A 21,721-nucleotide genomic window follows, 5' to 3' on the forward strand; every position below is an offset into this window, starting at 1 on the left:
CATCCGCAACAACCACCCCCTGTGGTTATGGGTCCCTGCTTTCGCACTAGTGCATCTACACGTTTGTCGGGCCATTTGCGAGGATTTGGAAGCGGGCCATTCCGGTGTGGAAGGTGATTGGTCCAGGTGGACGGTGGGAGGCGTAGCCGGTCCATCCGCCGAGTTTTGCGATGATCCATGCCGCCCAAGCAAGAGTGTTGGGGCGATGGTGGTTTTTCTGAAGCTCGGTGCGACCTTTCATGGTTTTGTTGATGGCCCTGAGCGTCTCGATCTCTTCTGCGGTGAAGACAAATTCAGCCGGCAATTCTTCGCCACTGTTGCGGGCCTGAACGAGTTGAATGACGATACATGCCGCTCTGGTGGCGACCGCCACGAGCTTGATCAGGCCTTCGGCGCTCTCGATCTGACTATCCTCGATGCGCAAACCCTGGCTCTTCAGCGAGCGAAAGAGTTGCTCAATGATCCAGCGCTGGCGGTACCAGGAGACGATCTGCCAGGCGTCTTTAACGGTGGCGACCGGATGAGTGGTCAGGAGCAGCCAGCGAATGGGCTCCGCACCTCTCGGCGGATGCAACTCGACCACTTCTACGAAGCTGAGTTTGATGCCCTCCGCCAAGTCGGTGACGCCGGGCCTCTGCGGCCGCTTGAGCACGACGGTTCCGAAGCGCATCGAGAGATGGGCCTGCCGGCCGCGCCGATCCATTCGCTGCGGCAGATCGATCACCGCGTTGTCGCAGAAGCGGCTCCGCTCGACCGCCTGATAAAGTGTGTCGCCATCGACCAGCGCATGGTCGTGCATGGCACGCGACAGAAGATGGACATTCTCGGCTGGCGTCAGCGCCCAGTGAGCAAAGAAATCCCCCTCGCGGTCGTTGACGACGGTGATCATGCGGGCATCTGCCAGGACGTCGCGGCCTTGCTCGGCGGCCGTCACCCAGCGCGCCGACTCCTTGTCGGCCAAGGCGCGCCGCTCATGCGGGATTTTTACCTTGCCTTTGCGCGTCCAAACGTTGCCGCCAGTAAGGCCAAGACAGACCCCGCTGTCGGCATCCACCGCCATCATCGCATGCAACAGCACGCCGCGAGCATTGCCCTTGCCGACTTTGCCCAGCCCGCGCCGCCGTCCCGCCTGGGTCTGGAACTTGACCTCGCTCGTATCCTGGATCGCCAGCACATGACGCCCGCTGACCGCAGTCCGCGTCTGCGCGCTCCAGCCCTCAATCAATTTATCGATCGTGACTTGGGGGTTGTTCACAAACCGCCAGAACGCCATATTGGCAGCCCAATCGCCCCGGGCCATCTGGCGCAAGCAGACGCTGCGCGTGCAAAGCATAGCCCGGAGAAGCGTCGCCCCCTTTTGTCGAGACGAACGTCCCCGAACTCACCCAAAGACAAATCCGGCTGCATCGCTGGCGCTCCTTCGAATCAAAGCGCCAGTGAGAGAATCATACAACATGCTCCAGAGACGCCACTTCTTGCTGCACCGAGTCAATCTGTCGCGCCCCAAAACCGTGTAGACACGCTAGTGCTTTCGCAGGGACGACAGCGGAAGATGCATCATGACCGGAACAGCCTCGTGTATTGCGTCTCGTGACGCAGGCTTGCGAGATCGGCGCGAAAGGTCGCGCCGCCGAGATCTTCGAGCGAGGCCGCATTGGCCCGCGCCGCGGTCGCAGCAACGACCAGCTCGAGACCGGCCAACACGCGCTGACTGTCGGTCTGCCCGAGCGGGATCAGCCGGCTGCCCGCGGAAATCCAGTTCGAGGTCACTGCATGCAGGAAGGCGTGCAGCGCCGGCGCAAGCCGAATGCCGTGTGCAGCGCTGACGATGCCGACCGCGACGGGGTAGACGACAGGGCCGTTGCAAGCCGCAATCATCGCGTCGAGGCCGGGCGAATTCCACGCGGCACGGGCGATCTCGATGAAGGCGCGCCCCTGCGTCGTGGTCTCGAGCTGCCGCTCGCGCGACGGCACGAAGGCCGCGGCAAGCTCGGCGACCTGCTCCAGCCCGGCATGATTGGGCTGCAACGCCGCACGAAAACTCTGCGCGAGAAACACAGCGTCGCAAAATCCGCTGCCGTCGGAAAGCATCGCGGCGAGCCAGCCGCGCAGCGACGCGGCATCCGTGATGTCGCCGGCCTCGACCGCCCATTCGATGCCGCTGGAATAGGCGAACGCCCCCACCGGAAAGGACGGCGACAGCCATGTCATCAGCCGGTACAGCGCGGCCGCCTCATCCTCCGCCATCCCGCCGCGCAGCGCGGCGGGATCAGGCTCATTTGTGGTCATGAGCATGGGAGTGATCGTGGTGATGATGAGCATGCTCGCAATGCTCATCATGATGATGGTCGTGGTCATGGTCAGGCCCATGATCATGGCCATGGTGGTGGCCGTGATCATGGGCATGGCTGTGGGCATGATCGTGCCCGGTGTGACCATGCGCGTGCTCGTCGGCATGCGCATGCTCGGCATAGGCGCCGCCCTCGGGATCGAACGGCGCCTCAATCTCGATCACACGGGCCCCTAACCCCTTCACCATCGCCTCGATCACGTGATCCCTGCGGATGCGCAATCCCTTCGGCATGATCTGCGTCGGCAGATGACGGTTGCCGAGATGCCAGGCGACCCGGATCAGATGATGCGGATCGCTGCCCCGGATTTCCGCCAGCGGCTCGGGAGCTGCGACCACCTCGACGAGGCGGCCGTCCTCCAGCACCAGCGCATCGCCGCCGCGCAGCGCGACGGCGTTTTCGAGATCAAGCAGAAATTCGAGCCCGCGCGTCCCTGACATCACCATCCGCCGCCGGTGCCGGTCGTCGAAATCTAGCACGACGGTATCGGCTGGCGCTTCCTTCCAGCGGTGCTGTCCCAGGACTTTGGTGGCGCGGATCATCGATGCCTCAGAGCTTCTCGACCTTGGCGTCGCTGATGATCTCGATCACCGTCGGCCCGGTCTTCATGTTAGCGGAATATTCGCGCCATACCTTCATGTGCGGCGCCCTGGCATGGCCGTTGAGATCCTCGCGGCTCTCCCAGCGCTCGACCACCACATAGAGGTTGGGATCGTTGACGCTGACATTGCCGTCATAGGAGATGCAACCCTTCTCCTTGCGGGTCTCGACCGTGCAGGCCTTGTGCCCCTTGATGAAGTCGTCCTTGTTCTCCGGCTTCATCGGCGTGGTGGCGATGACATAGATCATGGATTATCTCCCTTCTTTTTCTCGTTAGCGGACGTCGACCTTCTCGGGCGTGATCACCTCGATCTTCGGCGGCGCGGCCATGCATTTCACCGCGACCCGGCCGAACGTCTTCATGTGCTCGGCGGTGCGATGCGGCACCAGCGCCTCCGCGTTCTCCCACTGCTCGACGAACACCATCTTGCTGTGGTCGGTGACGCTCTCATGCAAATCGTAAGCGATGTTGCCGGGCTCCTTGCGGGTTTCCTTGATGCAGGCCGTCGCCGCAGCAATGAATTCGGCGCGGGTCTCGGGCTTGATGGTCAGCGTAGCAACGACGTAAATCACGGAAGTTCCTCCCGGTTTTCTGTTTTGGCTTGAGTCTTGTTTTGACGCGTTTTCTTTCCGCGAACCGGAAATCCACTTCGCTCGAAAACGCTCTGGTTACCGGGACGGGTTTTAGAACATAAAATAGCGCTGTGCCATGGGCAGCACCTCGGCCGGCGCGCAGGTCAGCAGCTCGCCGTCTGCGCGTACCTCATAGGTCTCGGGATCGACCTCGATCTCGGGCGTCGCGTCGTTGTGGATCATGCTCTTCTTGGAGATCTTGCCGCGGGTGTTCTGCACCGCATAGAGCTTCTTGGCTGTGCCGAGCTTGCGGGCGAGACCGCCGCTCGCCGCGGCCTTCGAGGTGAACACCACCGAGGATGCGGTGAGCGATTTGCCGAAGGCGGCGAACATCGGCTGGTAATGCACCGGCTGCGGCGTCGGGATCGAGGCGTTGGGATCGCCCATCGGCGCCGCCACGATCGAGCCGCCCTTGATGATGCAATCCGGCTTGACGCCGAAGAACGCCGGCGACCACAGCACGAGGTCGGCCATCTTGCCCTTCTCGACGGAGCCGATCAGCTTCGACACGCCGTGCGCAATCGCGGGGTTGATGGTGTATTTGGCGATGTAGCGCTTGACGCGGAAATTGTCGTTGTCGTTGCCCTTGTCCTGCGGCAGCGACCCGCGCTGCTTCTTCATCTTGTCGGCGGTCTGCCAGGTGCGGATGATGACCTCGCCGAGCCGGCCCATCGCCTGCGAGTCCGACGACATCATCGAGAGCGCGCCGAGATCGTGCAGGATGTCCTCGGCGGCGATGGTCTCCTTGCGGATCCGGCTCTCGGCGAAGGCGAGGTCTTCGGCGATCGACGGATCGAGGTGATGGCACACCATCAGCATGTCGAGATGCTCGTCGATGGTGTTGCGGGTGAACGGCCGGGTCGGATTGGTCGAGGACGGCAGCACGTTCTTCAGCCCGGCAATCTTGATGATGTCAGGCGCGTGGCCGCCGCCGGCGCCTTCGGTGTGGAAGGCATGGATGGTGCGACCCTTGAACGCCTTCACCGTATCCTCGACGAAGCCGGATTCGTTCAGCGTGTCCGAATGCAGCATCACCTGGACGTCGTAGTCGTCGGCAACCGAGAGACAGGTGTCGATCGCCGACGGCGTGGTACCCCAGTCCTCATGCAGCTTCAGCGCGCAGGCGCCGCCCTTGATCATCTCGACCAGCGCCGCCGGACGCGAGGCGTTGCCCTTGCCGGAGATGCCGAGGTTGACCGGGAAGGCGTCGAACGACTGGATCATCCGCCCCATGTGCCAAGGGCCAGGCGTGCAGGTGGTGGCGAAGGTGCCGTGCGACGGACCGGTGCCGCCCCCTAGCATCGAGGTGACGCCAGACATCAGCGCGTGCTCGATCTGCTGCGGGCAGATGAAATGGATGTGGCTGTCGAAACCGCCGGCGGTGAGGATCTTGCCTTCGCCGGCGATCACGTCGGTGCCGGGGCCGATGATGATGGTCACATTGGGCTGGATGTCCGGATTGCCGGCCTTGCCGATCGCCGCGATCATGCCCTCCTTGATCGCGACGTCGGCCTTCACGATGCCCCAGTGATCGACGATCAGCGCGTTGGTGATGACGGTATCCGCCGCGCCTTGCGCGCTGGTCACCTGCGACTGCCCCATGCCGTCGCGGATCACCTTGCCGCCGCCGAACTTCACCTCCTCGCCATAGGTGGTGAGATCCTTCTCGACCTCGATGATCAGATCGGTGTCGGCAAGCCGAACCCTGTCACCGGTGGTTGGACCGAACATGTCGGCATAGACGGAACGCTTGATCTTCACGGACATGTCAGCCCCCAGTTTCAGTCAGCGCGGCCTTGGCACGCGCAATCGTGTCGTCGAAAATGCGGTCGAGCCGCGGATTGATGCCCCGGCAACCGGCAACGACCTTGTCGGCCCAGGCCGCATAGTCGGCGAGATCATCGCGCTCGTCCTTGCTCGGATGCGGCACGATCCGCGCGCCGATATTGCTGATCTTGTCGGCGATCTTGATCAGCTTTGCACCGGGAGATTTGTGCGGAGCATCCTCGATCTGCTTTTGCCGGCGGGCAGGCTTTGGCAGGCTCATGTCATCGGTGCACTCGACAACGAGATCGGCAACGCGCGCGGTGAACTTCTGCGCGAGCTCCTCGCGCGTGGTCTCGGAGTCCTCGATGGTGTCGTGAAGCCAGCCGGCAGCCACCAGTTCGGCATCGGTGCCGTTAGTGACCTGCGCGAGCAGATTCGCGACCTCGGCGAGATGGTTGATGTAAGGCTCACTCCCCCGCCCCTTGCGCGCCATCCCGTTATGACGGTGCGCGGCAAGCTCGGCAGCTTCGGAGACCATGCGGACAGCGGGAAGCATGGCGCTACAGCTTCCCCTTCACCTCGGCGCGAAAGCCGTAGATCACGCGCTTGCCGGCGAGTGCGACGAGCTGGACGTCGCGGGTCTGGCCGGGTTCGAAGCGGACGGCGGTGCCGGCGGCGATGTCGAGGCGCATGCCGCGGGCTTTCTTGCGGTCGAATTTCAGCGCCGGGTTGGTCTCGAAGAAGTGGTAATGCGAGCCGACCTGGATCGGACGATCGCCGGTGTTGGCGACCGAGAGCGTCACGGTCTTGCGGCCGGCATTGAGCTCGATCTCGCCGTCCTTGATGAAGAGTTCGCCGGGGATCATTCGTCTCTCCTGTCATTCCGGGGCACGCGAAGCGTGAATCCGGAATCTCGATCAACAATCTCTGGATTCCGGGTTCTGCCTTCGGCCGCCCCGGAATGACGCTCGTGGCTATCGGATCGGCTCGTGCACGGTGACGAGCTTGGTGCCGTCGGGGAATGTCGCCTCGACCTGGATGTCGTGGATCATCTCCGGGATGCCATCCATCACCTGCGCGCGGGTCAGGACCTTGGCGCCGGCCTGCATCAGATCGGCGACGGTGCGGCCATCACGCGCGCCCTCGACAATGAAGTCGGCGATCAACGCGACGGCTTCGGGATGGTTCAGCTTGACGCCGCGCTCGAGCCGGCGGCGCGCCACCATGGCCGCCATCGATACCAGGAGCTTGTCCTTTTCGCGGGGAGACAAATTCATGCGAACACTCTGATCGTTCTTGAAAGGTTTAGTTGAGCCACAGCCGCGGCAGCGGGACAGTGGAGGCGCGGCCGAGCACCATCATCATGTCGGCGCGCAGCCGGGCCGCATCTTGGGCACAGAAGCGGGCCATTGCAAAGCCATTCCAGGCGGAGATGCCCACCTCGCCGCCGAAGCTGTCCGACGCCTCGCGGATACGCTCGACCAGGGCCTCGTCACCCGGCACGATCAGCGTCGTGCCGATCGCGCAGCCGCCGCCCGCGATCGCGGGTCGCGCAAGCTTCTCGCCGATCTCGCCGTGGAGGCGGATGGTCTCGGCAAACACCAGCCGGCCGCCGCGTCGCATCCGCCAACGGTCGACGAACTCGCCGTGGCGCATGGTCTCGCCCATCGCGGCGCGGCCGAACACCACGATCTCGCAAAGCAGGAACGAGGCACCCTCGGCAAGGTCGATGTCGAAGCCGCGGTGAATGCGGGCACGGTCGAACAGGATGGTTTCCTGCGGCAACCAGGCGAGATGCGCGCCTGCGGCAACGGTCAGCGCGATGTCGAGCCGTGCCGCCGCGGCCGGCGCACGGTAGACTTTCTCAGCCGCCGCCGTGGTCAGTGTCAAACGCGCTCCCTCGCCGGCCGCGACCGCGATCTCGAAGCGGTCCCCGCCGGCAATGCCGCCGGCGGTGTTGACGAACATGGCCGAGAGACCGTCGTCCTCCGGCGATGGGAAGCGGACGCGCAGCGAGCCCGACTCATGCAGGTCGCCGCGGCGGGTGGCGCCGTCTTTCAGATGCACGCCGAACCTGACCGCACCCTGGGCGCGGTTTGCCGCAAACGTTGCCGCTGCCGCGCCTGCGATCCCGGTCCGCATTCCCCCGACGCTCCCTTCGCGCGCCACAAGAGGCGGCGTCACATCCTGTTCACAGCGCCATCTGGCGGCTGATCTCGGCGGGATCGAGGCTTGCGCGGTCGCAGGCATATTTCACCGCACCCCGGTCCATCACGGCAAAACTGTCGCCGAGTTCGCAGGCAAAGTCGAGATATTGTTCGACCAGCACGATCGCGATGTTGCCGAGGTTGCGCAGATAGGAGATGGCGCGGCCGATATCCTTGATGATCGAGGGCTGGATGCCCTCGGTCGGCTCGTCGAGCAGCAGGAGCTTTGGCCGCATCACCAGCGCGCGGCCGATCGCAAGCTGCTGCTGCTGGCCGCCGGAAAGGTCGCCGCCACGGCGGCCCAGCATGGTCTCCAACACCGGAAACAGCGAGAACACGTCGTTGGGAATGTTGCGGTCTTCGCGCTTGAGCGGACCGAAGCCAGTCTTGAGGTTCTCTTCCACCGTCAGCAGCGGAAAGATCTCGCGGCCCTGCGGCACGAAGCCGATGCCGCGCCGCGCCCGCTCATAGGGCTTTAGCGCGGTGATGTCCTTGCCGTCGAAATTGATCGTGCCGGAAGCGATCGGATACTGGCCGACCATGGCGCGGAGCAGCGAAGTCTTGCCGACGCCGTTGCGGCCGAGCACACAGGTGACCTTGCCCGGTTCGGCGGTCAGCGACACGCCGCGCAGCGCCTGCGCCGCACCGTAATAGAGATTGATGTTGTCGATCTTCAGCATCGCCCTAGCGCCCCAGATACACTTCGACCACCCGCTCGTTCGACGACACCTGGTCAATCGAACCTTCGGCGAGCACCGAGCCCTCATGCAGGCAGGTCACCTTGACGCCAAGCTCGCGCACGAAGGTCATGTCGTGCTCGACCACCATGATGGTGTGGTTCCTGTTGATCTCCTTGAGGAGCTCGGCCGTGAGATGGGTCTCGACATCGGTCATGCCGGCGACCGGCTCGTCGACCAGCAGCACCTTCGGGTCCTGCGCCAGCAGCATGCCGATCTCGAGCCACTGCTTCTGGCCGTGCGACAGGCTGCCGGCGAGGCGGTTGCGCGCATCGGTCAGGCGGATGGTCTCGAGCACCTTGTCGATGCGCTCGGACTCAGCCTTGCTGCCGCGCCAGAACAGCGTGCCGCGCACGGAATGATCGACATTGAGCGCGAGCAGGAGGTTGTCCTGCACGGTCTGGCTCTCGAACACCGTCGGCTTCTGGAATTTGCGACCGATGCCGAGCTCGGCGATACGGGTCTCGTCGAGCCGGGTCAGGTCGACGGTGCCGTCGAACAGCACCGTGCCCTCGTCGGGTTTGGTCTTGCCCGTGATGATGTCCATCATCGTGGTCTTGCCGGCGCCGTTCGGGCCGATGATGGCGCGCATCTCGCCGGGCTCGAGCGCCAGCGACAGATTGTTGATGGCGTGAAAACCGTCGAACGAGACGTGCACGCCGTCGAGGTAGAGCATGGCCGAAGTGGCGCGGGTATCCATGACGTTCATCTGCCTACTCCGCCGGGTTCGGTGCGCCGATGCCGTCTTCGCGCGCGGCACTCTCGGCGTCGGGTGAGCCGCGCCGCGCTTTCAGCGGCTCCCACCAGGCGTTGAAGGTACCGACGATGCCCTTGGGCAACAGCAGCGTGACCAGGATGAACAGCGCGCCCAGCATGAACAGCCAGTACGGTGCAAGCGGCCCCGAGGTGAAGAACGTCTTGGCATAGTTGACGACGACGGCGCCGAGCGCCGCGCCGATCAGCGTGCCGCGGCCGCCGACCGCGACCCAGATCACCGCCTCGATCGAGTTGGCGGGCGCGAACTCGCTGGGATTGATGATGCCGACCTGCGGCACGTACAGCGCACCGGCGACGCCGGCCATGCAGGCCGACAGCGTGAACACGAACAGCTTGTAGGATTCGACACGATAGCCAAGGAAACGGGTCCGGCTTTCGGCGTCACGTACTGCGATCAGGACCTTGCCGAGCTTCGAGGTCACGATCGCGCGGCAGATCAGGAACGCGATGATCAGCGCAAGGCAGCTCAGCAGGAACAGCGCCGCGCGGGTGCCTTCGGCCTGCACGTTGAAGCCGATGATGTCCTTGAAGTCGGTCAGCCCGTTATTGCCGCCGAAGCCGAAATCGTTGCGGAAGAACGCCAGCAGCAGCGCATAGGTCATCGCCTGCGTGATGATCGACAGATACACGCCGGTGACGCGCGAGCGGAAGGCGAGCCAGCCGAAGCAGAAGGCGAGCAGACCCGGCACCAGCAGCACCATCAGCGCGGCGAACCAGAACTTGTCGAAGCCGTACCAATACCAGGGCAGCTTGCTCCAGTTCAGGAACACCATGAAGTCGGGCAGGATCGGGTTGCCGTAGACGCCGCGGCTGCCGATCTGGCGCATCAGGTACATCCCCATCGCGTAGCCGCCCAGCGCGAAGAACGCACCGTGGCCGAGCGAGAGGATGCCGCAATAGCCCCAGATCAGATCGATCGAGAGCGCGAGGATGGCGTAGCAGACATATTTGCCCCACAGCGCGACCAGATAGGTCGGCACCTGGAACATCGAGCCCTGCGGCAGCAGCAGGTTCGACAGCGGGATCAGCACGCCGATCGCGGCGACGATCAGGACGAACGCGGTCGCCGCGCGGTCGAGCGAACGGGTGAGGATGTGCGGCGTCATGCTTCCACCGCCCGACCCTTGAGCGCGAACAGGCCGCGCGGCCGCTTCTGGATGAACAGGATGATCAGCACCAGGATCGCGATCTTGCCGAGCACCGCGCCCGCGACAGGCTCGAGGAACTTGTTGGCGATGCCGAGCGTGAAGGCGCCGACCAGGGTGCCCCAGAGATTGCCGACGCCACCGAACACCACGACCATGAAGCTGTCGATGATGTAGCTCTGGCCGAGATTCGGGCTGACATTGTCGATCTGCGACAGCGCCACGCCGGCAATGCCGGCGATCCCCGAGCCGAGGCCGAAGGTCAGCGCGTCGACGCGCGAGGTGGCGATCCCCATCGAGGCCGCCATGCGGCGGTTCTGGGTCACCGCGCGCATCTCGAGGCCAAGCGCGGTGTAGCGCAGCATCGCCAGCAGGATGGCAAACACCGCGAGCGTGAAGCAGAGGATCCACAGCCGGTTATAGGTGATGGTGATCTGGCCGAGCTCAAAGGCACCGCTCATCCAGGAGGGGTTGCCGACCTCGCGGTTGGTCGGGCCGAACGCGGTGCGCACCGCCTGCTGCAACACCAGCGACAGGCCCCAGGTCGCGAGCAGCGTCTCCAGCGGACGGCCGTAGAGGAAGCGGATGATGGTGCGCTCGATCACGACACCGATCAAGCCGGCGACCAGGAAGGCGAGCGGCACCGCGATCAGCAGCGAATAGTCGAACAGCGCAGGATAGCGGCTGCGGATCACCTCCTGCACCACGAAGGTGGTGTAGGCCCCGAGCATCACCATCTCGCCATGCGCCATGTTGATGACGCCCATCACGCCGAAGGTGATGGCAAGCCCGATCGCGGCGAGCAGCAGCACGGAGCCGAGCGACAGGCCGTACCAGGCATTCTGCACCATCGACCACATCGCCAGATTGCTCTGGATCGAGGACACCGCGCTTGCGGCCGCGTTGGCGACCAGCGGCGGCTGGTCGGCGCCGAGGCCGGTGAGCAGCGCCAGCGCCTCCTGATCGCCGCGCGCCTTGACCACGGCGACGGCGTCGAGCTTGTCGCTGTCGGATGCGTCCGACTTGAACAGGATGATGGCGGCGCGCGCCTCGGCGAAGGCCTGCTTGACCGACTTGACGTTCTCCTTGGCGAGCGCAGCCTCCACCGTCGGCAGCAAATTCTCCTCGTGGCTCTTGAACACCGACTGCGCGGCGGCGAGGCGTTTGGCCGGATCCGGCGACAGCAGCGTCAGGCCGCCGAGCGCAGCCTCCACGGTGCGGCGCAGGCGGTTGTTGAGGCGGACGGCGGCGGCGTTGTCGGGCAGCTTGTCGACCGCAGCACCGGTGGTGGCGTCGACAATCTTGCCGTCGGTCCGCGTGATGAAGACCTTCTTGCTGTCGGGATCGGCCGAGAGCCGGCCGTCCTGCAGCGCGCTGATGATGGGCGAGGCCAGCACATTGCCCGACGCGGCGACCTCGCCGATCGCCGCCTCGGTGTCGGAGAACTCGTCATTGGCGAATTTGGCGACCGAATCCTCGAACGGACCAGCCAGCGCCGGCACTGTGAGGCAGCTCAGCAGCAGGATCGAGAGAAACAGCGCACGAAAACGATCAATACAATTGGCGAACACGTCAGTACCCCGGCAGGAGTGTGAGGAGAAGGCGGCGAGCTGTGCCGCCTTCTCCAGGTTCTTGGATGGTTGCGTTGTGTCGTCGATCAGGTCAGGAGCTCAGGAGCCCTGTTGTCAGGAGCCCTATTGTCAGGAACCCTGGCCACCGCACTTGTTGGTCTTGGTGTTGAAGTTGCCGCACTTCTTGCCGACCCAATCGCCGATCAGGTCCTTGGAGCCCTCGAGCTCCTTCGACCAGGCGTCGCCGGCCACCAGGCCCGGGGTCTTCCAGACCACGTCGAACTGGCCGTTGCCCTTGATCTCGCCGATGAACACCGGCTTGGTGATGTGGTGGTTCGGCAGCATCTGCGACACGCCGCCGGTCAGGTTCGGCGCCTCGATGCCGGGAAGCGCATCGATCACCTTGTCCGGATCGGTCGACTTCACCTTCTCGACCGCCTTCACCCACATGTTGAAGCCGATGTAGTGCGCTTCCATCGGATCGTTGGTCACGCGCTTCGGGTTCTTGGTGTAGGCCTGCCACTCCTTGATGAACTTCTCGTTCGCCGGGGTCTTGATCGACTCGAAGTAGTTCCAGGCGGCGAGATGGCCGAGCAGCGGCTTGGTGTCGATGCCGGCGAGCTCTTCCTCGCCGACCGAGAACGCGACCACCGGGATCTCGGTCGCCTTGATACCCTGGTTGCCGAGTTCCTTGTAGAACGGAACGTTGGCGTCGCCGTTGATGGTGGAGACCACCGCGGTCTTCTTGCCGGCCGAGCCGAACTTCTTGATGTCGGCCACGATCGTCTGCCAGTCGGAGTGACCGAACGGCGTGTAGTTGATCATGATGTCGTCCTGGGCGACGCCCTTCGACTTCAGATAGGCTTCCAGGATCTTGTTGGTGGTGCGCGGATAGACGTAGTCGGTGCCGGCCAGCACCCAGCGCTTCACCTTCTCTTCCTTCATCAGATAGTCGACCGCCGGGATCGCCTGCTGGTTCGGCGCCGCGCCGGTGTAGAACACGTTGCGCTCGGACTCCTCGCCCTCATACTGTACCGGGTAGAACAGGATGTTGTTCAGCTCCTTGAACACCGGGAGCACGGATTTGCGCGACACCGAGGTCCAGCAGCCGAACACGACCGCGACCTTGTCCTTGGTGATCAGCTCGCGGGCCTTTTCGGCGAACAGCGGCCAGTTCGAAGCGGGGTCGACCACGACGGGCTCGAGCTTCTTGCCGAGCACGCCGCCCTTCTTGTTCTGCTCGTCGATCAGGAAAAGGATCGTGTCCTTCAGCGTGGTTTCGCTGATGGCCATGGTGCCCGACAGCGAGTGAAGGATGCCAACCTTGATGGTGTCGTCGGCCGCTTGCGCGGGCGCGAGGGACGAGGACGCAGCCAGACCCAAAACCAGGCCGGCCGTCGCCGCGAGCGCGCGGCGGCGGGTCATCGTCGTTATTTTGTGAGAAAGCTGAGTAAGCATGAAATGTCGTCTCCCTGACGCAGGCGTGGAACGCTGCGAACGGCCGCTTGGCCGCCTGCGGTTAAGGGAATCGCAAGAACTGTGCCACGGTGCGCAGCCCCTGTAAGCCGATGAACCGGTTAGATAATTTCATCGGTTCCGGGCAAATACGGAAGCCGACTGCTCAATCATTGAGCCGCCAACTTGACTGCCGAAAGAGCAATCAGATTATTCTGTAGGCAAAATCGCCGCCTTGGCTAAATTTCCGGCATCGATTTGTGACAGTTTGCGCGATGGTTCAGCGAACTCCGGGCACCAAAGACGGCAATCTCATCTTGAAACCGCCCAGTTCCTGGTCCATATCCTCGCCATGCCCGCGAGAGTCGCGGTGCCTTCGCGAGCTGCGTGTTCAAGCTGCCCCAAGCGGCTTCTGGCTCGCCTTTCAGCTAACCCAGCTTGACGCCCCAGACACGCGGGTGTCCCCGAATGCCTTCACACGCTTCCGGCCGATATGGGCCGGGACGACGACGGCTTTTATGGAAAGAACCACCTTTTGACCTCCTTTCAGGATTTCGGCCTCGCCGATCCCATCGCCCGCGCGCTCCGAGAAGAAAATTATCTCACGCCGACCCCCATCCAGGCCCAGACCATCCCGCTAGCCCTTGCCGGCCGCGACGTCGTCGGCATCGCCCAGACCGGCACCGGCAAGACCGCCTCCTTCGCGCTGCCAATCCTGCACCGGCTGCTGGAGAACCGCGTCCGCCCGCAGCCCAAGAGCTGCCGCGTGCTGGTGCTCTCGCCGACCCGTGAACTGTCCGGGCAGATCCTCGACAGTTTCAACACCTATGGCCGCCACATCCGGCTGTCCTCGACGCTCGCCATCGGCGGCGTGCCGATGGGCCGCCAGGTCCGCTCCCTGATGCAGGGCGTCGAGGTGCTGGTCGCCACCCCCGGCCGCCTGCTCGATCTCGTGCAGAGCAACGGGCTGAAGCTCAACCAGGTCGAGTTCCTGGTGCTCGATGAAGCCGACCGCATGCTCGACATGGGGTTCATCAACGACATCCGGAAAATCGTCGCCAAGCTGCCGATCCGGCGCCAGACGCTGTTCTTCTCGGCCACCATGCCCAAGGACATCGCCGAGCTCGCCGAGGCGATGCTGCGCGACCCGGCCCGCGTGGCGGTGACGCCGGTGGCCTCGACGGTGGATCGCATCGCCCAGCGCGCGATCCAGGTCGATTTCGCGGCCAAGCCGACGGTTCTCGCCCAGTTGCTGAAGCAGGAGCCGGTCAACCGCGCCCTGGTCTTCACCCGCACCAAGCACGGCGCCGACAAGGTGGTGAAAAGCCTTGCCAAGGCCGGCATCGAGGCCAATGCGATCCACGGCAACAAGTCGCAGAACCACCGCGAGCGCACGCTGGCGGCGTTCCGTTCCGGCGAGATCCGCACGCTGGTGGCGACCGATATCGCCGCCCGCGGCATCGACGTCGACGGCGTCAGCCACGTGGTGAATTTCGACCTGCCCAATATCCCGGAGACCTACGTCCACCGCATCGGCCGCACGGCGCGCGCCGGCGCCGACGGCGTCGCGATCTCGCTGATCGCCGGTGCCGAGGAGATGGGCTATCTGCGCGATATCGAGCGGCTGATCCGGATTACCGTGCCGCGGGAAGACCGCCGCACACAAGGCAGCTCCTCTGGCGGCCGCGAGGCCGCCGGGCCGGCGCAGGCCACCCACCCGCACCGGGGCGGCCGCTCTGCGCCCCGTGCGCATAATGTCCGTGGGAATGAGGCCGCTCCGGGCGCAAAAGGCCCTCGCCGCCGCCGCCGTCGAGGTGGTAATAATGGCGCGCCGCAGACGAGCCGGGGCGAGTCGCCGCGTCCGTCGCAGGCCGGCAACAGCGAAGGCATTCAGGGCGTCGCCTTCTTGCATCGCGAGAGCCGGCCGAATCCGCAATCCAACCGCAACAACCGACCGAAGCACTAGCCGTCGCTCGATCTGGAGAAACATATGGCTAAGGAAGAGCTGATCCAGTTCGAAGGACTGGTGACCGAAATCCTCCCCGACGCTCGTTACCGGGTGCAACTCGATGCCGGGCACGAGATCGTCGCCTACACCGCCGGCAAGATGAAGAAAAACCGTATCAAGACGCTGGCCGGCGACCGCGTTACGATCGAAATGTCGCCCTACGATCTCGAAAAGGGGCGCCTGATCTTCCGGCACAAGGACGAACGTCCGAGCGGCGCGCCCGGCGGCCCGCCGCGGGGCGGAGCCCAGCGCGGCGGCCAGTTCCGCCGCCGATAAGCGGGGTATTGCAACCGCTGCGGGCATGACGTCCTGATGTCCTGCGCACAATTGGCCGGCGGCTGCGCCGGCCAAAAAATCGCGCACGTCAGGATTGTTTTCAGGATTGTTTTGAAGCCTTCTATCGAATAATATCCTACCCATCGATTTTCGGCCGGACGACATTAGCCAATACCGGTACAGCCGGTTCAGACGCTGACGACCCTTCCAAAAATTCGATCTCACCACCCCGCCGATCAGCGGGTCTTGAACTTGTATATCTGAGAAGGGACTACCCACGTGAGCATGGGAACCGTGAAGTGGTTTAACGCGACCAAGGGCTACGGCTTCATCCAGCCGGATGAAGGCGGGAACGACGTGTTCGTGCACATCAGTGCAGTCGAGCGCGCCGGCCTTGGCACTCTGCGTGAAGGCCAGAAGATCTCCTACGAGATCGTGGCTGACCGCCGTTCCGGCAAATCCTCGGCCGACAATCTGCGCGCCGCCGGATAAGCCGATCTCCCGGGAGCGCGAAGCTCCAGGAAATTGTCGCTAAAGCATCAAGGGCCGCACCTTCGGGTGCGGCCCTTTTTGTCTGGATTGCCAACCGGCGTCCGCGTCGTTCGAAAGCTCTAATAGGTCGAGCAGGTCGTCGGCATGGTGGCGGACGTCGGGGCGTAGAACACGCAAACCGACTGCCGCGGCCTTGTGAAGGCGACATCGGTGAGATTGATGCCGCTCTTGGCCATCACATAACCGACCGTCGGAACGTATTTGTAGCTGACTTCGCTGAAGATCAGATAGGTGCCCGCAACCAGCAGCGCCGCCGGAACGACGCTGGTCACGACATCACCCTGGCTGCGGCTCGAGGCCGTCAATGTGGCCTGCGTGGCGCCCGTGGCCATCACTCCCGCCTTGCTCCACTGGATCCGCGCGACCTTCGAGGCATCGACGTAGATCTCCGACAAGGTGACCTTGGTCGGCGTCGGGTCGTACGGCGTCATGATGCCGACGCTTGCACTGAAGAAGTTCTGCAGGTCGGCATCCACCACCTGCGTCGACTGCGAGGTCAGGTCCGACGCGGCGCGCGCCATCAAGGTGACCTTGCGGTCGACCGCGACACCGGATGAAAACTCGACGGTGCCGAAGAACAGCACCAGCATCAGCGGCAGGACGAAAGCGAACTCGACCGCAGCAAGGCCCCGGCGGTCATTGCAGAGGGCCGCGACGGAGCGCAGCAAGGCCGCTGCCTGGGTTTTCATGACGTTGCTCATGAGCATGTCGCCCCGGCGGTCCCGGATGGCTCGTTCTTGAATGTCGCGGTCGCGGTCAGCAGCCGCTTGCCGTTGGCGAGGTTGGCGACATTGAAGCCAAGCTTGGTGACGAACAACGGCCACTGATAGAACAGCCGGACCACCACGACGTCGCCGTCCTTGCCGGGACACCATTTCATGGCCGGAATGAATGCGTTGTTGGAATCGATTGGAGGCGCGATGTTGACGCTGCTGAAGCCCGTCGCAGCGGGATAGCTGCGCACGTCGACCGATATGCCGTTGGCGCAATCGAACAGCGGGTTGACCTGGCCGCAGACGTAGTCCTTGAACTGCTGCTGGGTATAGCTTGCGCCCTGCGCCTGACCGGTCATGATCATGCGCGCAGAATCCTGCGTCACCGTCTCCAGCACCTGGCTCGCAAAGAAGATCATCGCCACTTCGATGATCGCAAACAGCAGTCCGAAAAACAGCGGCGCGACCATCGCGAATTCGACCGCGGTCGCGCCACGGCGGTTTCTGCGAAAGCGATGGAGGAGGCGCGTGAAAGAATGAGCGGGTAGCGGCATCAACGACCCCGGATCAACATAGCGGCAACAACTACCCAAGACTCATTGTCGAAGTATTTCGCCGGATCGAGACAGGGCCACCCGATCCGTCAGGCCTTTCTTAACCATGTCGGATGAACCGCCTGCGGCAGGCGGCTGCCCCGGCGTGCGAAGCGCCGGCGCGGACACGCGCTAGTTCTGCGGCTTCGCGGCCGCGCCCGAGCCGGAGGCCTGGCTGTTGAGCGAGCCTGCCTGGTCCATGGTCGACTTGAAGTAGGTCTCGCCGTCGCCGAGGGTGATGCGACGCTGGCAGACCGGCATGCAGCTGTAGGTCTCGCGATCGACGCCGCGATAGACGGTGACAAGCTGGTCGGTCGGACCTTCGACCTGGATCTGGCGATCCACCAGCACCTGGCCGGTGCGGTCGAGTGCGATGAAGTTGGTCGCGCCGTAGCCCTTGCCGGTCACGACGACAACGCCGCCATTCTGCAGGGTGACGTCGGCGATCAGCGGGTTGCCGACCACGATGGTGGAAATGCCGCCGGGCAGCTTGACGAGCTTGGCCTGATCGACATTGACCGCAATCCGGTCCGGATCCGGCGCGGCCGTTGCGAATGCGGGCCACAGCAGAACGGCTGCGGCCAGCGAGATGAATCCAATGCGCGCGACGGCGCCAATACGCTGGAATTGAAACGACATACCTTACCCCGGGACGTTAACAAGCCGGCAAAAGCGATACGCAGCGGACCGGCGCCCGACGCAGGCAAATCTGACGGCAATTCATTTAAGAAGAGCAAAAATCGACCGCTGAATTGCGCGGATGTCACGACTTCTGGAACGGATCGACCAACGGCCCGGTGATCCCGCGGAAAAATGCCCCCGTGGGGACCGCCGCCTAGCCAGCACCACGCACATGCACCACCACGCGATCGTCGGCGTAGAGGCGCTGCCATCCATCGATGTGATCGAGAAACTTGGAGGCGGGCGTTGCCGGATCGAGCATCACCGCATCGATCCTGTAGGTCTTGAGCAGGTCGAGGAAGCCGTTGACGTCCTTGAGCTGGAGCGCACGATAATAGGCCATCTCGAATTTCTCGCCGTAAAGCTCGGCACGGCCGTCGACGAACACCGGCACCTGGCGCCAGATCAGATAGCCGCCGAACTGCAGATCATTGAGCACGCGCTGCACGTTGTGCGCCTTCAGCGCGTCGACGGCGGCAGCGGGCGAATGGATCGTCGGCGGCGACATGTCCCGACGCGCCGCGATGAACCAGGTCGCGGCGCAGAGCACGGCGATCAGCATCACGGCCGGCGTGGCCTTCAGCCGGACCACGCTTGCGGCACGCAGGCCGAACTGGGTTGCCACCGGCGTCAGCACAGCCAGCGGCAACAGCAGGGCGAAGAGCTCGAGATTCCTGACATGGGATAGCGCCATGTGCAGCAGGCCCAGCGCCAGGGCGATCCGCGGCAGCGGCAGCTTCACCCCGCAATAGAGCGCCCCGCCGATCAGGCCGAGAATGGCCAGCTCGAACGCATCGACGTGGCTGAAACTCGCCGGCATCCACTCCGTGATGAGATGCAGCAGTTCACCGAGGCTGAGAATCCTGAGCGAGGCGAGGATCGTCCCCCAGCCATAGGGCGTCACGCTGCACGCGGCCAGCGCGCCGAGGCCGAATGCGGCCCAGCGCAGCGCCAGCGGCAATCTTTGCGCCGGCGCGGCGTTCCACAGCGCATCGAGCGCGAAGGCGCCGGCCAGCACCAGGCCAAACAGAAAGCCGCCATGCAGATTGGCCCAGAGCGCGATCAGCGGCAGCAGCCAGAACGAGGGGGCCTCGCGGCGTTCGCTGGCGACCATCAGGCCGTTCGCCCAGACCATCATGATCGGCAGCGCAAGCACATGCGGACGGGCCAGCAGATGCCCGCAGGTCAACACCAGCGCCGCCAGCGCGATCAGGCTCGCATGGATTGCCGGCAGCGCACGGCCGAGGATGGCGGTGAGCAGCGCGAAGGTGGCGGCACCGCAGGCCGCGGCCAGCACCGCAGGCCCGGTCCACCCGGCAAGGTCGTAGGCCTTCGCGAACAGGACCTGCGCCAGCCACGACGACGACACCCAAGGCTCACCCGCTTTGGTGAAGGAATAGATATCGACCGACGGCAATGCGCGGTGGTCGAGGATCCACCGGCCGACGGCAATCTGCCAGTAGGTGTCGGAATCGGCGAGCAGCCTGTCGCCGACGACCAGCAGCAACGCATAGACGCCGCACGCCATCCAGAACCAGGCCGGGACTTCGGCGAACACCGAGGCCCGCGCCTGTGGGATGGTTGCGGTCTCAGCACTCATGCGCGCGCAGTCCGGTCAATGACGGAACGGATAGGCCAGCTGTCCGCCGATTTCGGCCGGCACGCCCTGCTCGGCGTCGACGCCGTAATCATCCGGAAGCTTGCCTTCGGGCATGCGGAATGTCCCGAACAGAATGTCCCAGAGCGGAAACGTGCCGGCGAAATTGGTGTCGCCACCCTCCTCGAGCGCGGTGTGATGCCAGCGATGGAACACCGGCGTGGCGATCACATATTTGAACGGGCCGAGCGTCCAGTTCAGGTTGGCGTGCACGAAGGCGGAATGGAATGTGGTGAAGGGACCGACCCACAGCATGATGTTCGGCGAGATGCCGGCCATCAGCAGGATCACGTCGACCGAGATCGTGCCGATCAGCAGATTGACGGGATGGAAGCGCGCCGCCGAGATCCATTCGAGATCCTCGGAGGAATGATGAATGGCGTGGTACTTCCAGAATCCGCCGCCGTGAAACATCCGGTGCAGCCAGTACAGCATGAAGTCGGAAGCGACCAGGAAGATGATCGATTGCAGCCAGAGCGGCAGCTGCGCCAGCGGGCCGTGTCCGTTTTCGTAGAACGAGATCAGCTCGTCGGCACCGTGCACATCGAACACCGCGGCCGCGCCCACCACCAGCAGCCCGATCCGCAGCACGCGGGCGAATACCGGCACGAAGAACCAGTAGCAGATGTCCGTGACCAGCTCGCGCTTCTGCCACCACGGCTTGCCGGGATTGCAGGCCCAGAAGTGGGTCAGCACCGTGAAGAACAGCGCGAGGCCGATCGTGATCGGCACCACCCTCATCATCGTCTGGCCGAGCATCTCGATGACTTCGATCGGAAGGGTGGACATGGCAGCCTCATACTACGGAAGCCCCATGGGTATAGATGTGCGCTTAAGGAGCCGTGAATAGGCGCCGGATGTCTGGTCGCAGCAACAATCCGCAATTTTAGCGGACCGTTTAATGCCAAATTTACTGTGCGCAACATCAGCGGGTTCCCGCAGAGTTTATGCGATCAAATTAACTGCGCCGAAATCGTCCAACACTAGGGTGCCGCAATGGTCACGGTGCTGAGAACGCCGGCGAGACCAAATCTAGTTCGACCAGCCACGTGTACACAGGAGTGATTTTATGAAGAACCTCGTTTCGCGCTTCGTGAAGGACGAATCGGGCGCGACCGCCATCGAGTACGGCCTGATCGCCACCGGTATCGCCATCGCGATCATCGCTGCAGTCAACGGCGTCGGCACGAAGCTCTCGGGTACCTTCAACTCGATCTCGGGCTCGCTGAAGTAAGCCGGCTTCGACGAATTCGCATCAAAGGTCCCGGCAATCCCGGGACCTTTGCTATTTGTCGGGGGCCGATCGGCAGCCTCTGTTGAAGGTGCCGGTAATCCTTTTCCGATTGTTCACCATTGGCCGCTAGCGTCGGGTCTCGACCGCAGCTCCAGCTTGACGGCATGAATTCATGATCCTCGACATCGCACGCTTGATGCTGTTTCCGGCCCTGATGGCCTTTGCGGCGGCGAGCGATCTCCTGACCATGACGATCCCGAACCGGATTTCGCTGGCGCTGGTGGCGGGCTTCTTTGTCCTGGCGCCGCTGACCGGGATGGGCGTCCACGAGATCCTCACCCATGCCGGCGCAGGCGCGCTGGTTCTGGTGGTGGCGTTCGGCATGTTCGCGATGGGCTGGGTCGGCGGCGGAGACGCCAAGGTCGCGGCCGCGGCCAGCCTGTGGTTCGGGTTCGAGCACCTGCTGCCCTATCTGGTCTTTGCCTCGCTGTTCGGCGGTGCGCTGACCGTGCTCTTGCTGCAGCTGCGGCAATGGCCATTGCCCTACCCGCTCGCGTCCCAGGCCTGGCTCAGCCGCCTGCACGACAAGCAGACCGGAATTCCCTACGGCATCGCACTCGCTCTCGGCGCCCTCCTGATTTATCCCGAGACGGACTGGATCAAGACGATCGATCTCGCGCACTTCGCCATGCGCTGAGAAAGCAGCGGTAACCGCCCGTTAAGGCGATTTAGATACGCCTCATTAACCATGCTTTGACGAATAG

The 21,721-nt window shown here is 63.8% G+C and carries 25 protein-coding genes; 5 read left to right on the forward strand and 20 right to left on the reverse strand.

Annotation, left to right across the window (positions count from 1 at the left end):
* Positions 1-55: 55 nt before the first annotated feature.
* From J2R80_RS02040 to urtA, 15 genes are all read right to left on the reverse strand, one after another.
* Positions 56-1,300 (reverse strand): IS4 family transposase, encoded by a 1,245-nt coding sequence (locus tag J2R80_RS02040; protein WP_229193590.1) that lies wholly within the window; start codon positions 1,298-1,300, stop codon positions 56-58.
* Between the two features lie 257 nt (positions 1,301-1,557).
* Positions 1,558-2,295: an urease accessory protein UreF gene (locus J2R80_RS02045; protein WP_076824902.1), complete on the reverse strand. Its 738-nt coding sequence runs from the start codon at positions 2,293-2,295 to the stop codon at positions 1,558-1,560.
* Entirely contained in the window at positions 2,276-2,893 is a 618-nt protein-coding gene (gene ureE, locus J2R80_RS02050) for an urease accessory protein UreE (RefSeq protein WP_076824900.1), read from the reverse strand. Before ureE ends, J2R80_RS02045 begins: the two co-directional genes overlap by 20 nt.
* Positions 2,894-2,900: 7 nt before the next feature.
* Positions 2,901-3,200, reverse strand: coding sequence for a putative quinol monooxygenase (locus J2R80_RS02055; RefSeq protein ID WP_028342270.1), 300 nt, complete (start codon positions 3,198-3,200; stop codon positions 2,901-2,903).
* Positions 3,201-3,224: 24 nt separating this feature from the next.
* Positions 3,225-3,524, reverse strand: a complete 300-nt coding sequence (locus J2R80_RS02060) for a putative quinol monooxygenase (RefSeq protein WP_024581875.1) — start codon at positions 3,522-3,524, stop codon at positions 3,225-3,227.
* Between the two features lie 111 nt (positions 3,525-3,635).
* Positions 3,636-5,351 carry an urease subunit alpha gene (gene ureC / locus J2R80_RS02065; RefSeq protein ID WP_076824898.1) on the reverse strand — a complete coding sequence of 572 codons (1,716 nt, stop codon included), beginning with the start codon at positions 5,349-5,351 and terminating at the stop codon, positions 3,636-3,638.
* A gap of 1 nt (position 5,352) precedes the next feature.
* Complete coding sequence (locus J2R80_RS02070) at positions 5,353-5,907, reverse strand: HD domain-containing protein (protein WP_076824896.1); 555 nt, start codon at positions 5,905-5,907, stop codon at positions 5,353-5,355.
* Between the two features lie 4 nt (positions 5,908-5,911).
* Positions 5,912-6,217 carry an urease subunit beta gene (locus J2R80_RS02075; RefSeq protein ID WP_028334688.1) on the reverse strand — a complete coding sequence of 102 codons (306 nt, stop codon included), beginning with the start codon at positions 6,215-6,217 and terminating at the stop codon, positions 5,912-5,914.
* A 108-nt stretch (positions 6,218-6,325) separates the two neighbouring features.
* On the reverse strand, positions 6,326-6,628 hold the full coding sequence (locus J2R80_RS02080; RefSeq protein ID WP_076824895.1) for an urease subunit gamma: 303 nt from the start codon (positions 6,626-6,628) through the stop codon (positions 6,326-6,328).
* A gap of 28 nt (positions 6,629-6,656) precedes the next feature.
* The gene (locus tag J2R80_RS02085; RefSeq protein WP_076824893.1) at positions 6,657-7,493 is read right to left on the reverse strand and encodes an urease accessory protein UreD; all 837 of its coding nucleotides are present in this window, start codon (positions 7,491-7,493) and stop codon (positions 6,657-6,659) included.
* A 49-nt stretch (positions 7,494-7,542) separates the two neighbouring features.
* A complete protein-coding gene (gene urtE / locus J2R80_RS02090) occupies positions 7,543-8,238 on the reverse strand; it encodes an urea ABC transporter ATP-binding subunit UrtE (RefSeq protein WP_057016124.1) in 696 nt (231 codons plus the stop codon).
* A gap of 4 nt (positions 8,239-8,242) precedes the next feature.
* A complete protein-coding gene (gene urtD / locus J2R80_RS02095; RefSeq protein ID WP_016842654.1) occupies positions 8,243-9,004 on the reverse strand; it encodes an urea ABC transporter ATP-binding protein UrtD in 762 nt (253 codons plus the stop codon).
* A gap of 4 nt (positions 9,005-9,008) precedes the next feature.
* Positions 9,009-10,178: an urea ABC transporter permease subunit UrtC gene (gene urtC / locus J2R80_RS02100; protein ID WP_076824891.1), complete on the reverse strand. Its 1,170-nt coding sequence runs from the start codon at positions 10,176-10,178 to the stop codon at positions 9,009-9,011.
* Complete coding sequence (gene urtB / locus J2R80_RS02105; protein WP_371852090.1) at positions 10,175-11,773, reverse strand: urea ABC transporter permease subunit UrtB; 1,599 nt, start codon at positions 11,771-11,773, stop codon at positions 10,175-10,177. The genes urtC and urtB overlap by 4 nt, the downstream gene beginning before the upstream one ends.
* Before the next feature lie 144 nt (positions 11,774-11,917).
* Positions 11,918-13,213 carry an urea ABC transporter substrate-binding protein gene (gene urtA, locus J2R80_RS02110; protein WP_371852088.1) on the reverse strand — a complete coding sequence of 432 codons (1,296 nt, stop codon included), beginning with the start codon at positions 13,211-13,213 and terminating at the stop codon, positions 11,918-11,920.
* A gap of 565 nt (positions 13,214-13,778) precedes the next feature.
* Between urtA and J2R80_RS02115 the strand changes: the two genes are divergently transcribed.
* From J2R80_RS02115 to J2R80_RS02125, 3 genes are all read left to right on the forward strand, one after another.
* Positions 13,779-15,209, forward strand: coding sequence for a DEAD/DEAH box helicase (locus J2R80_RS02115; RefSeq protein ID WP_076824947.1), 1,431 nt, complete (start codon positions 13,779-13,781; stop codon positions 15,207-15,209).
* 24 nt (positions 15,210-15,233) lie between these two features.
* Complete coding sequence (infA, locus tag J2R80_RS02120) at positions 15,234-15,527, forward strand: translation initiation factor IF-1 (protein ID WP_016842649.1); 294 nt, start codon at positions 15,234-15,236, stop codon at positions 15,525-15,527.
* A 279-nt stretch (positions 15,528-15,806) separates the two neighbouring features.
* Complete coding sequence (locus J2R80_RS02125) at positions 15,807-16,019, forward strand: cold-shock protein (protein WP_016842648.1); 213 nt, start codon at positions 15,807-15,809, stop codon at positions 16,017-16,019.
* A gap of 119 nt (positions 16,020-16,138) precedes the next feature.
* Here J2R80_RS02125 and J2R80_RS02130 read toward each other — a convergent pair whose 3' ends face one another.
* From J2R80_RS02130 to J2R80_RS02150, 5 genes are all read right to left on the reverse strand, one after another.
* The gene (locus tag J2R80_RS02130; RefSeq protein ID WP_168858009.1) at positions 16,139-16,768 is read right to left on the reverse strand and encodes a TadE/TadG family type IV pilus assembly protein; all 630 of its coding nucleotides are present in this window, start codon (positions 16,766-16,768) and stop codon (positions 16,139-16,141) included.
* An 8-nt stretch (positions 16,769-16,776) separates the two neighbouring features.
* On the reverse strand, positions 16,777-17,346 hold the full coding sequence (locus J2R80_RS02135; RefSeq protein ID WP_076824889.1) for a TadE/TadG family type IV pilus assembly protein: 570 nt from the start codon (positions 17,344-17,346) through the stop codon (positions 16,777-16,779).
* Between the two features lie 171 nt (positions 17,347-17,517).
* Complete coding sequence (locus tag J2R80_RS02140) at positions 17,518-18,024, reverse strand: pilus assembly protein N-terminal domain-containing protein (protein ID WP_057016118.1); 507 nt, start codon at positions 18,022-18,024, stop codon at positions 17,518-17,520.
* 196 nt (positions 18,025-18,220) lie between these two features.
* Entirely contained in the window at positions 18,221-19,666 is a 1,446-nt protein-coding gene (locus J2R80_RS02145; protein WP_076824887.1) for a hypothetical protein, read from the reverse strand.
* A gap of 15 nt (positions 19,667-19,681) precedes the next feature.
* Positions 19,682-20,512 (reverse strand): sterol desaturase family protein, encoded by an 831-nt coding sequence (locus J2R80_RS02150; protein ID WP_026192176.1) that lies wholly within the window; start codon positions 20,510-20,512, stop codon positions 19,682-19,684.
* Positions 20,513-20,792: 280 nt separating this feature from the next.
* On the opposite strand from J2R80_RS02150, the gene J2R80_RS02155 reads away from it, so the two are divergent.
* Together J2R80_RS02155 and J2R80_RS02160 are read left to right on the forward strand one after the other, a co-directional pair.
* Entirely contained in the window at positions 20,793-20,957 is a 165-nt protein-coding gene (locus tag J2R80_RS02155) for a Flp family type IVb pilin (protein WP_016842642.1), read from the forward strand.
* Between the two features lie 172 nt (positions 20,958-21,129).
* Positions 21,130-21,654 carry a prepilin peptidase gene (locus J2R80_RS02160; RefSeq protein WP_028334676.1) on the forward strand — a complete coding sequence of 175 codons (525 nt, stop codon included), beginning with the start codon at positions 21,130-21,132 and terminating at the stop codon, positions 21,652-21,654.
* Positions 21,655-21,721 lie beyond the last annotated feature (67 nt).

The organism is Bradyrhizobium sp. USDA 4541, from assembly GCF_024171085.1.
Taxonomy (GTDB): Bacteria; Pseudomonadota; Alphaproteobacteria; order Rhizobiales; family Xanthobacteraceae; genus Bradyrhizobium; species Bradyrhizobium australafricanum.

Bases quoted from the DNA above. Each gene is read 5' to 3' on its own strand.
- urtD (WP_016842654.1), bottom strand. From the start codon at position 9,004: ATGAACGTCATGGATACCCGCGCCACTTCGGCCATGCTCTACCTCGAC.
- infA (WP_016842649.1), top strand. From the start codon at position 15,234: ATGGCTAAGGAAGAGCTGATCCAGTTCGAAGGACTGGTGACCGAAATC.
- J2R80_RS02160 (WP_028334676.1), top strand. From the start codon at position 21,130: ATGATCCTCGACATCGCACGCTTGATGCTGTTTCCGGCCCTGATGGCC.
- J2R80_RS02145 (WP_076824887.1), bottom strand. From the start codon at position 19,666: ATGAGTGCTGAGACCGCAACCATCCCACAGGCGCGGGCCTCGGTGTTC.
- J2R80_RS02055 (WP_028342270.1), bottom strand. From the start codon at position 3,200: ATGATCTATGTCATCGCCACCACGCCGATGAAGCCGGAGAACAAGGAC.
- J2R80_RS02155 (WP_016842642.1), top strand. From the start codon at position 20,793: ATGAAGAACCTCGTTTCGCGCTTCGTGAAGGACGAATCGGGCGCGACC.
- J2R80_RS02130 (WP_168858009.1), bottom strand. From the start codon at position 16,768: ATGAAAACCCAGGCAGCGGCCTTGCTGCGCTCCGTCGCGGCCCTCTGC.
- J2R80_RS02150 (WP_026192176.1), bottom strand. From the start codon at position 20,512: ATGTCCACCCTTCCGATCGAAGTCATCGAGATGCTCGGCCAGACGATG.
- ureE (WP_076824900.1), bottom strand. From the start codon at position 2,893: ATGATCCGCGCCACCAAAGTCCTGGGACAGCACCGCTGGAAGGAAGCG.
- J2R80_RS02085 (WP_076824893.1), bottom strand. From the start codon at position 7,493: ATGCGGACCGGGATCGCAGGCGCGGCAGCGGCAACGTTTGCGGCAAAC.
- J2R80_RS02135 (WP_076824889.1), bottom strand. From the start codon at position 17,346: ATGCCGCTACCCGCTCATTCTTTCACGCGCCTCCTCCATCGCTTTCGC.
- J2R80_RS02045 (WP_076824902.1), bottom strand. From the start codon at position 2,295: ATGCTCATGACCACAAATGAGCCTGATCCCGCCGCGCTGCGCGGCGGG.
- ureC (WP_076824898.1), bottom strand. From the start codon at position 5,351: ATGTCCGTGAAGATCAAGCGTTCCGTCTATGCCGACATGTTCGGTCCA.
- J2R80_RS02070 (WP_076824896.1), bottom strand. From the start codon at position 5,907: ATGCTTCCCGCTGTCCGCATGGTCTCCGAAGCTGCCGAGCTTGCCGCG.
- J2R80_RS02075 (WP_028334688.1), bottom strand. From the start codon at position 6,217: ATGATCCCCGGCGAACTCTTCATCAAGGACGGCGAGATCGAGCTCAAT.
- urtA (WP_371852088.1), bottom strand. From the start codon at position 13,213: ATGACCCGCCGCCGCGCGCTCGCGGCGACGGCCGGCCTGGTTTTGGGT.
- J2R80_RS02040 (WP_229193590.1), bottom strand. From the start codon at position 1,300: ATGGCCCGGGGCGATTGGGCTGCCAATATGGCGTTCTGGCGGTTTGTG.
- urtC (WP_076824891.1), bottom strand. From the start codon at position 10,178: ATGACGCCGCACATCCTCACCCGTTCGCTCGACCGCGCGGCGACCGCG.
- J2R80_RS02140 (WP_057016118.1), bottom strand. From the start codon at position 18,024: ATGTCGTTTCAATTCCAGCGTATTGGCGCCGTCGCGCGCATTGGATTC.
- urtE (WP_057016124.1), bottom strand. From the start codon at position 8,238: ATGCTGAAGATCGACAACATCAATCTCTATTACGGTGCGGCGCAGGCG.
- J2R80_RS02080 (WP_076824895.1), bottom strand. From the start codon at position 6,628: ATGAATTTGTCTCCCCGCGAAAAGGACAAGCTCCTGGTATCGATGGCG.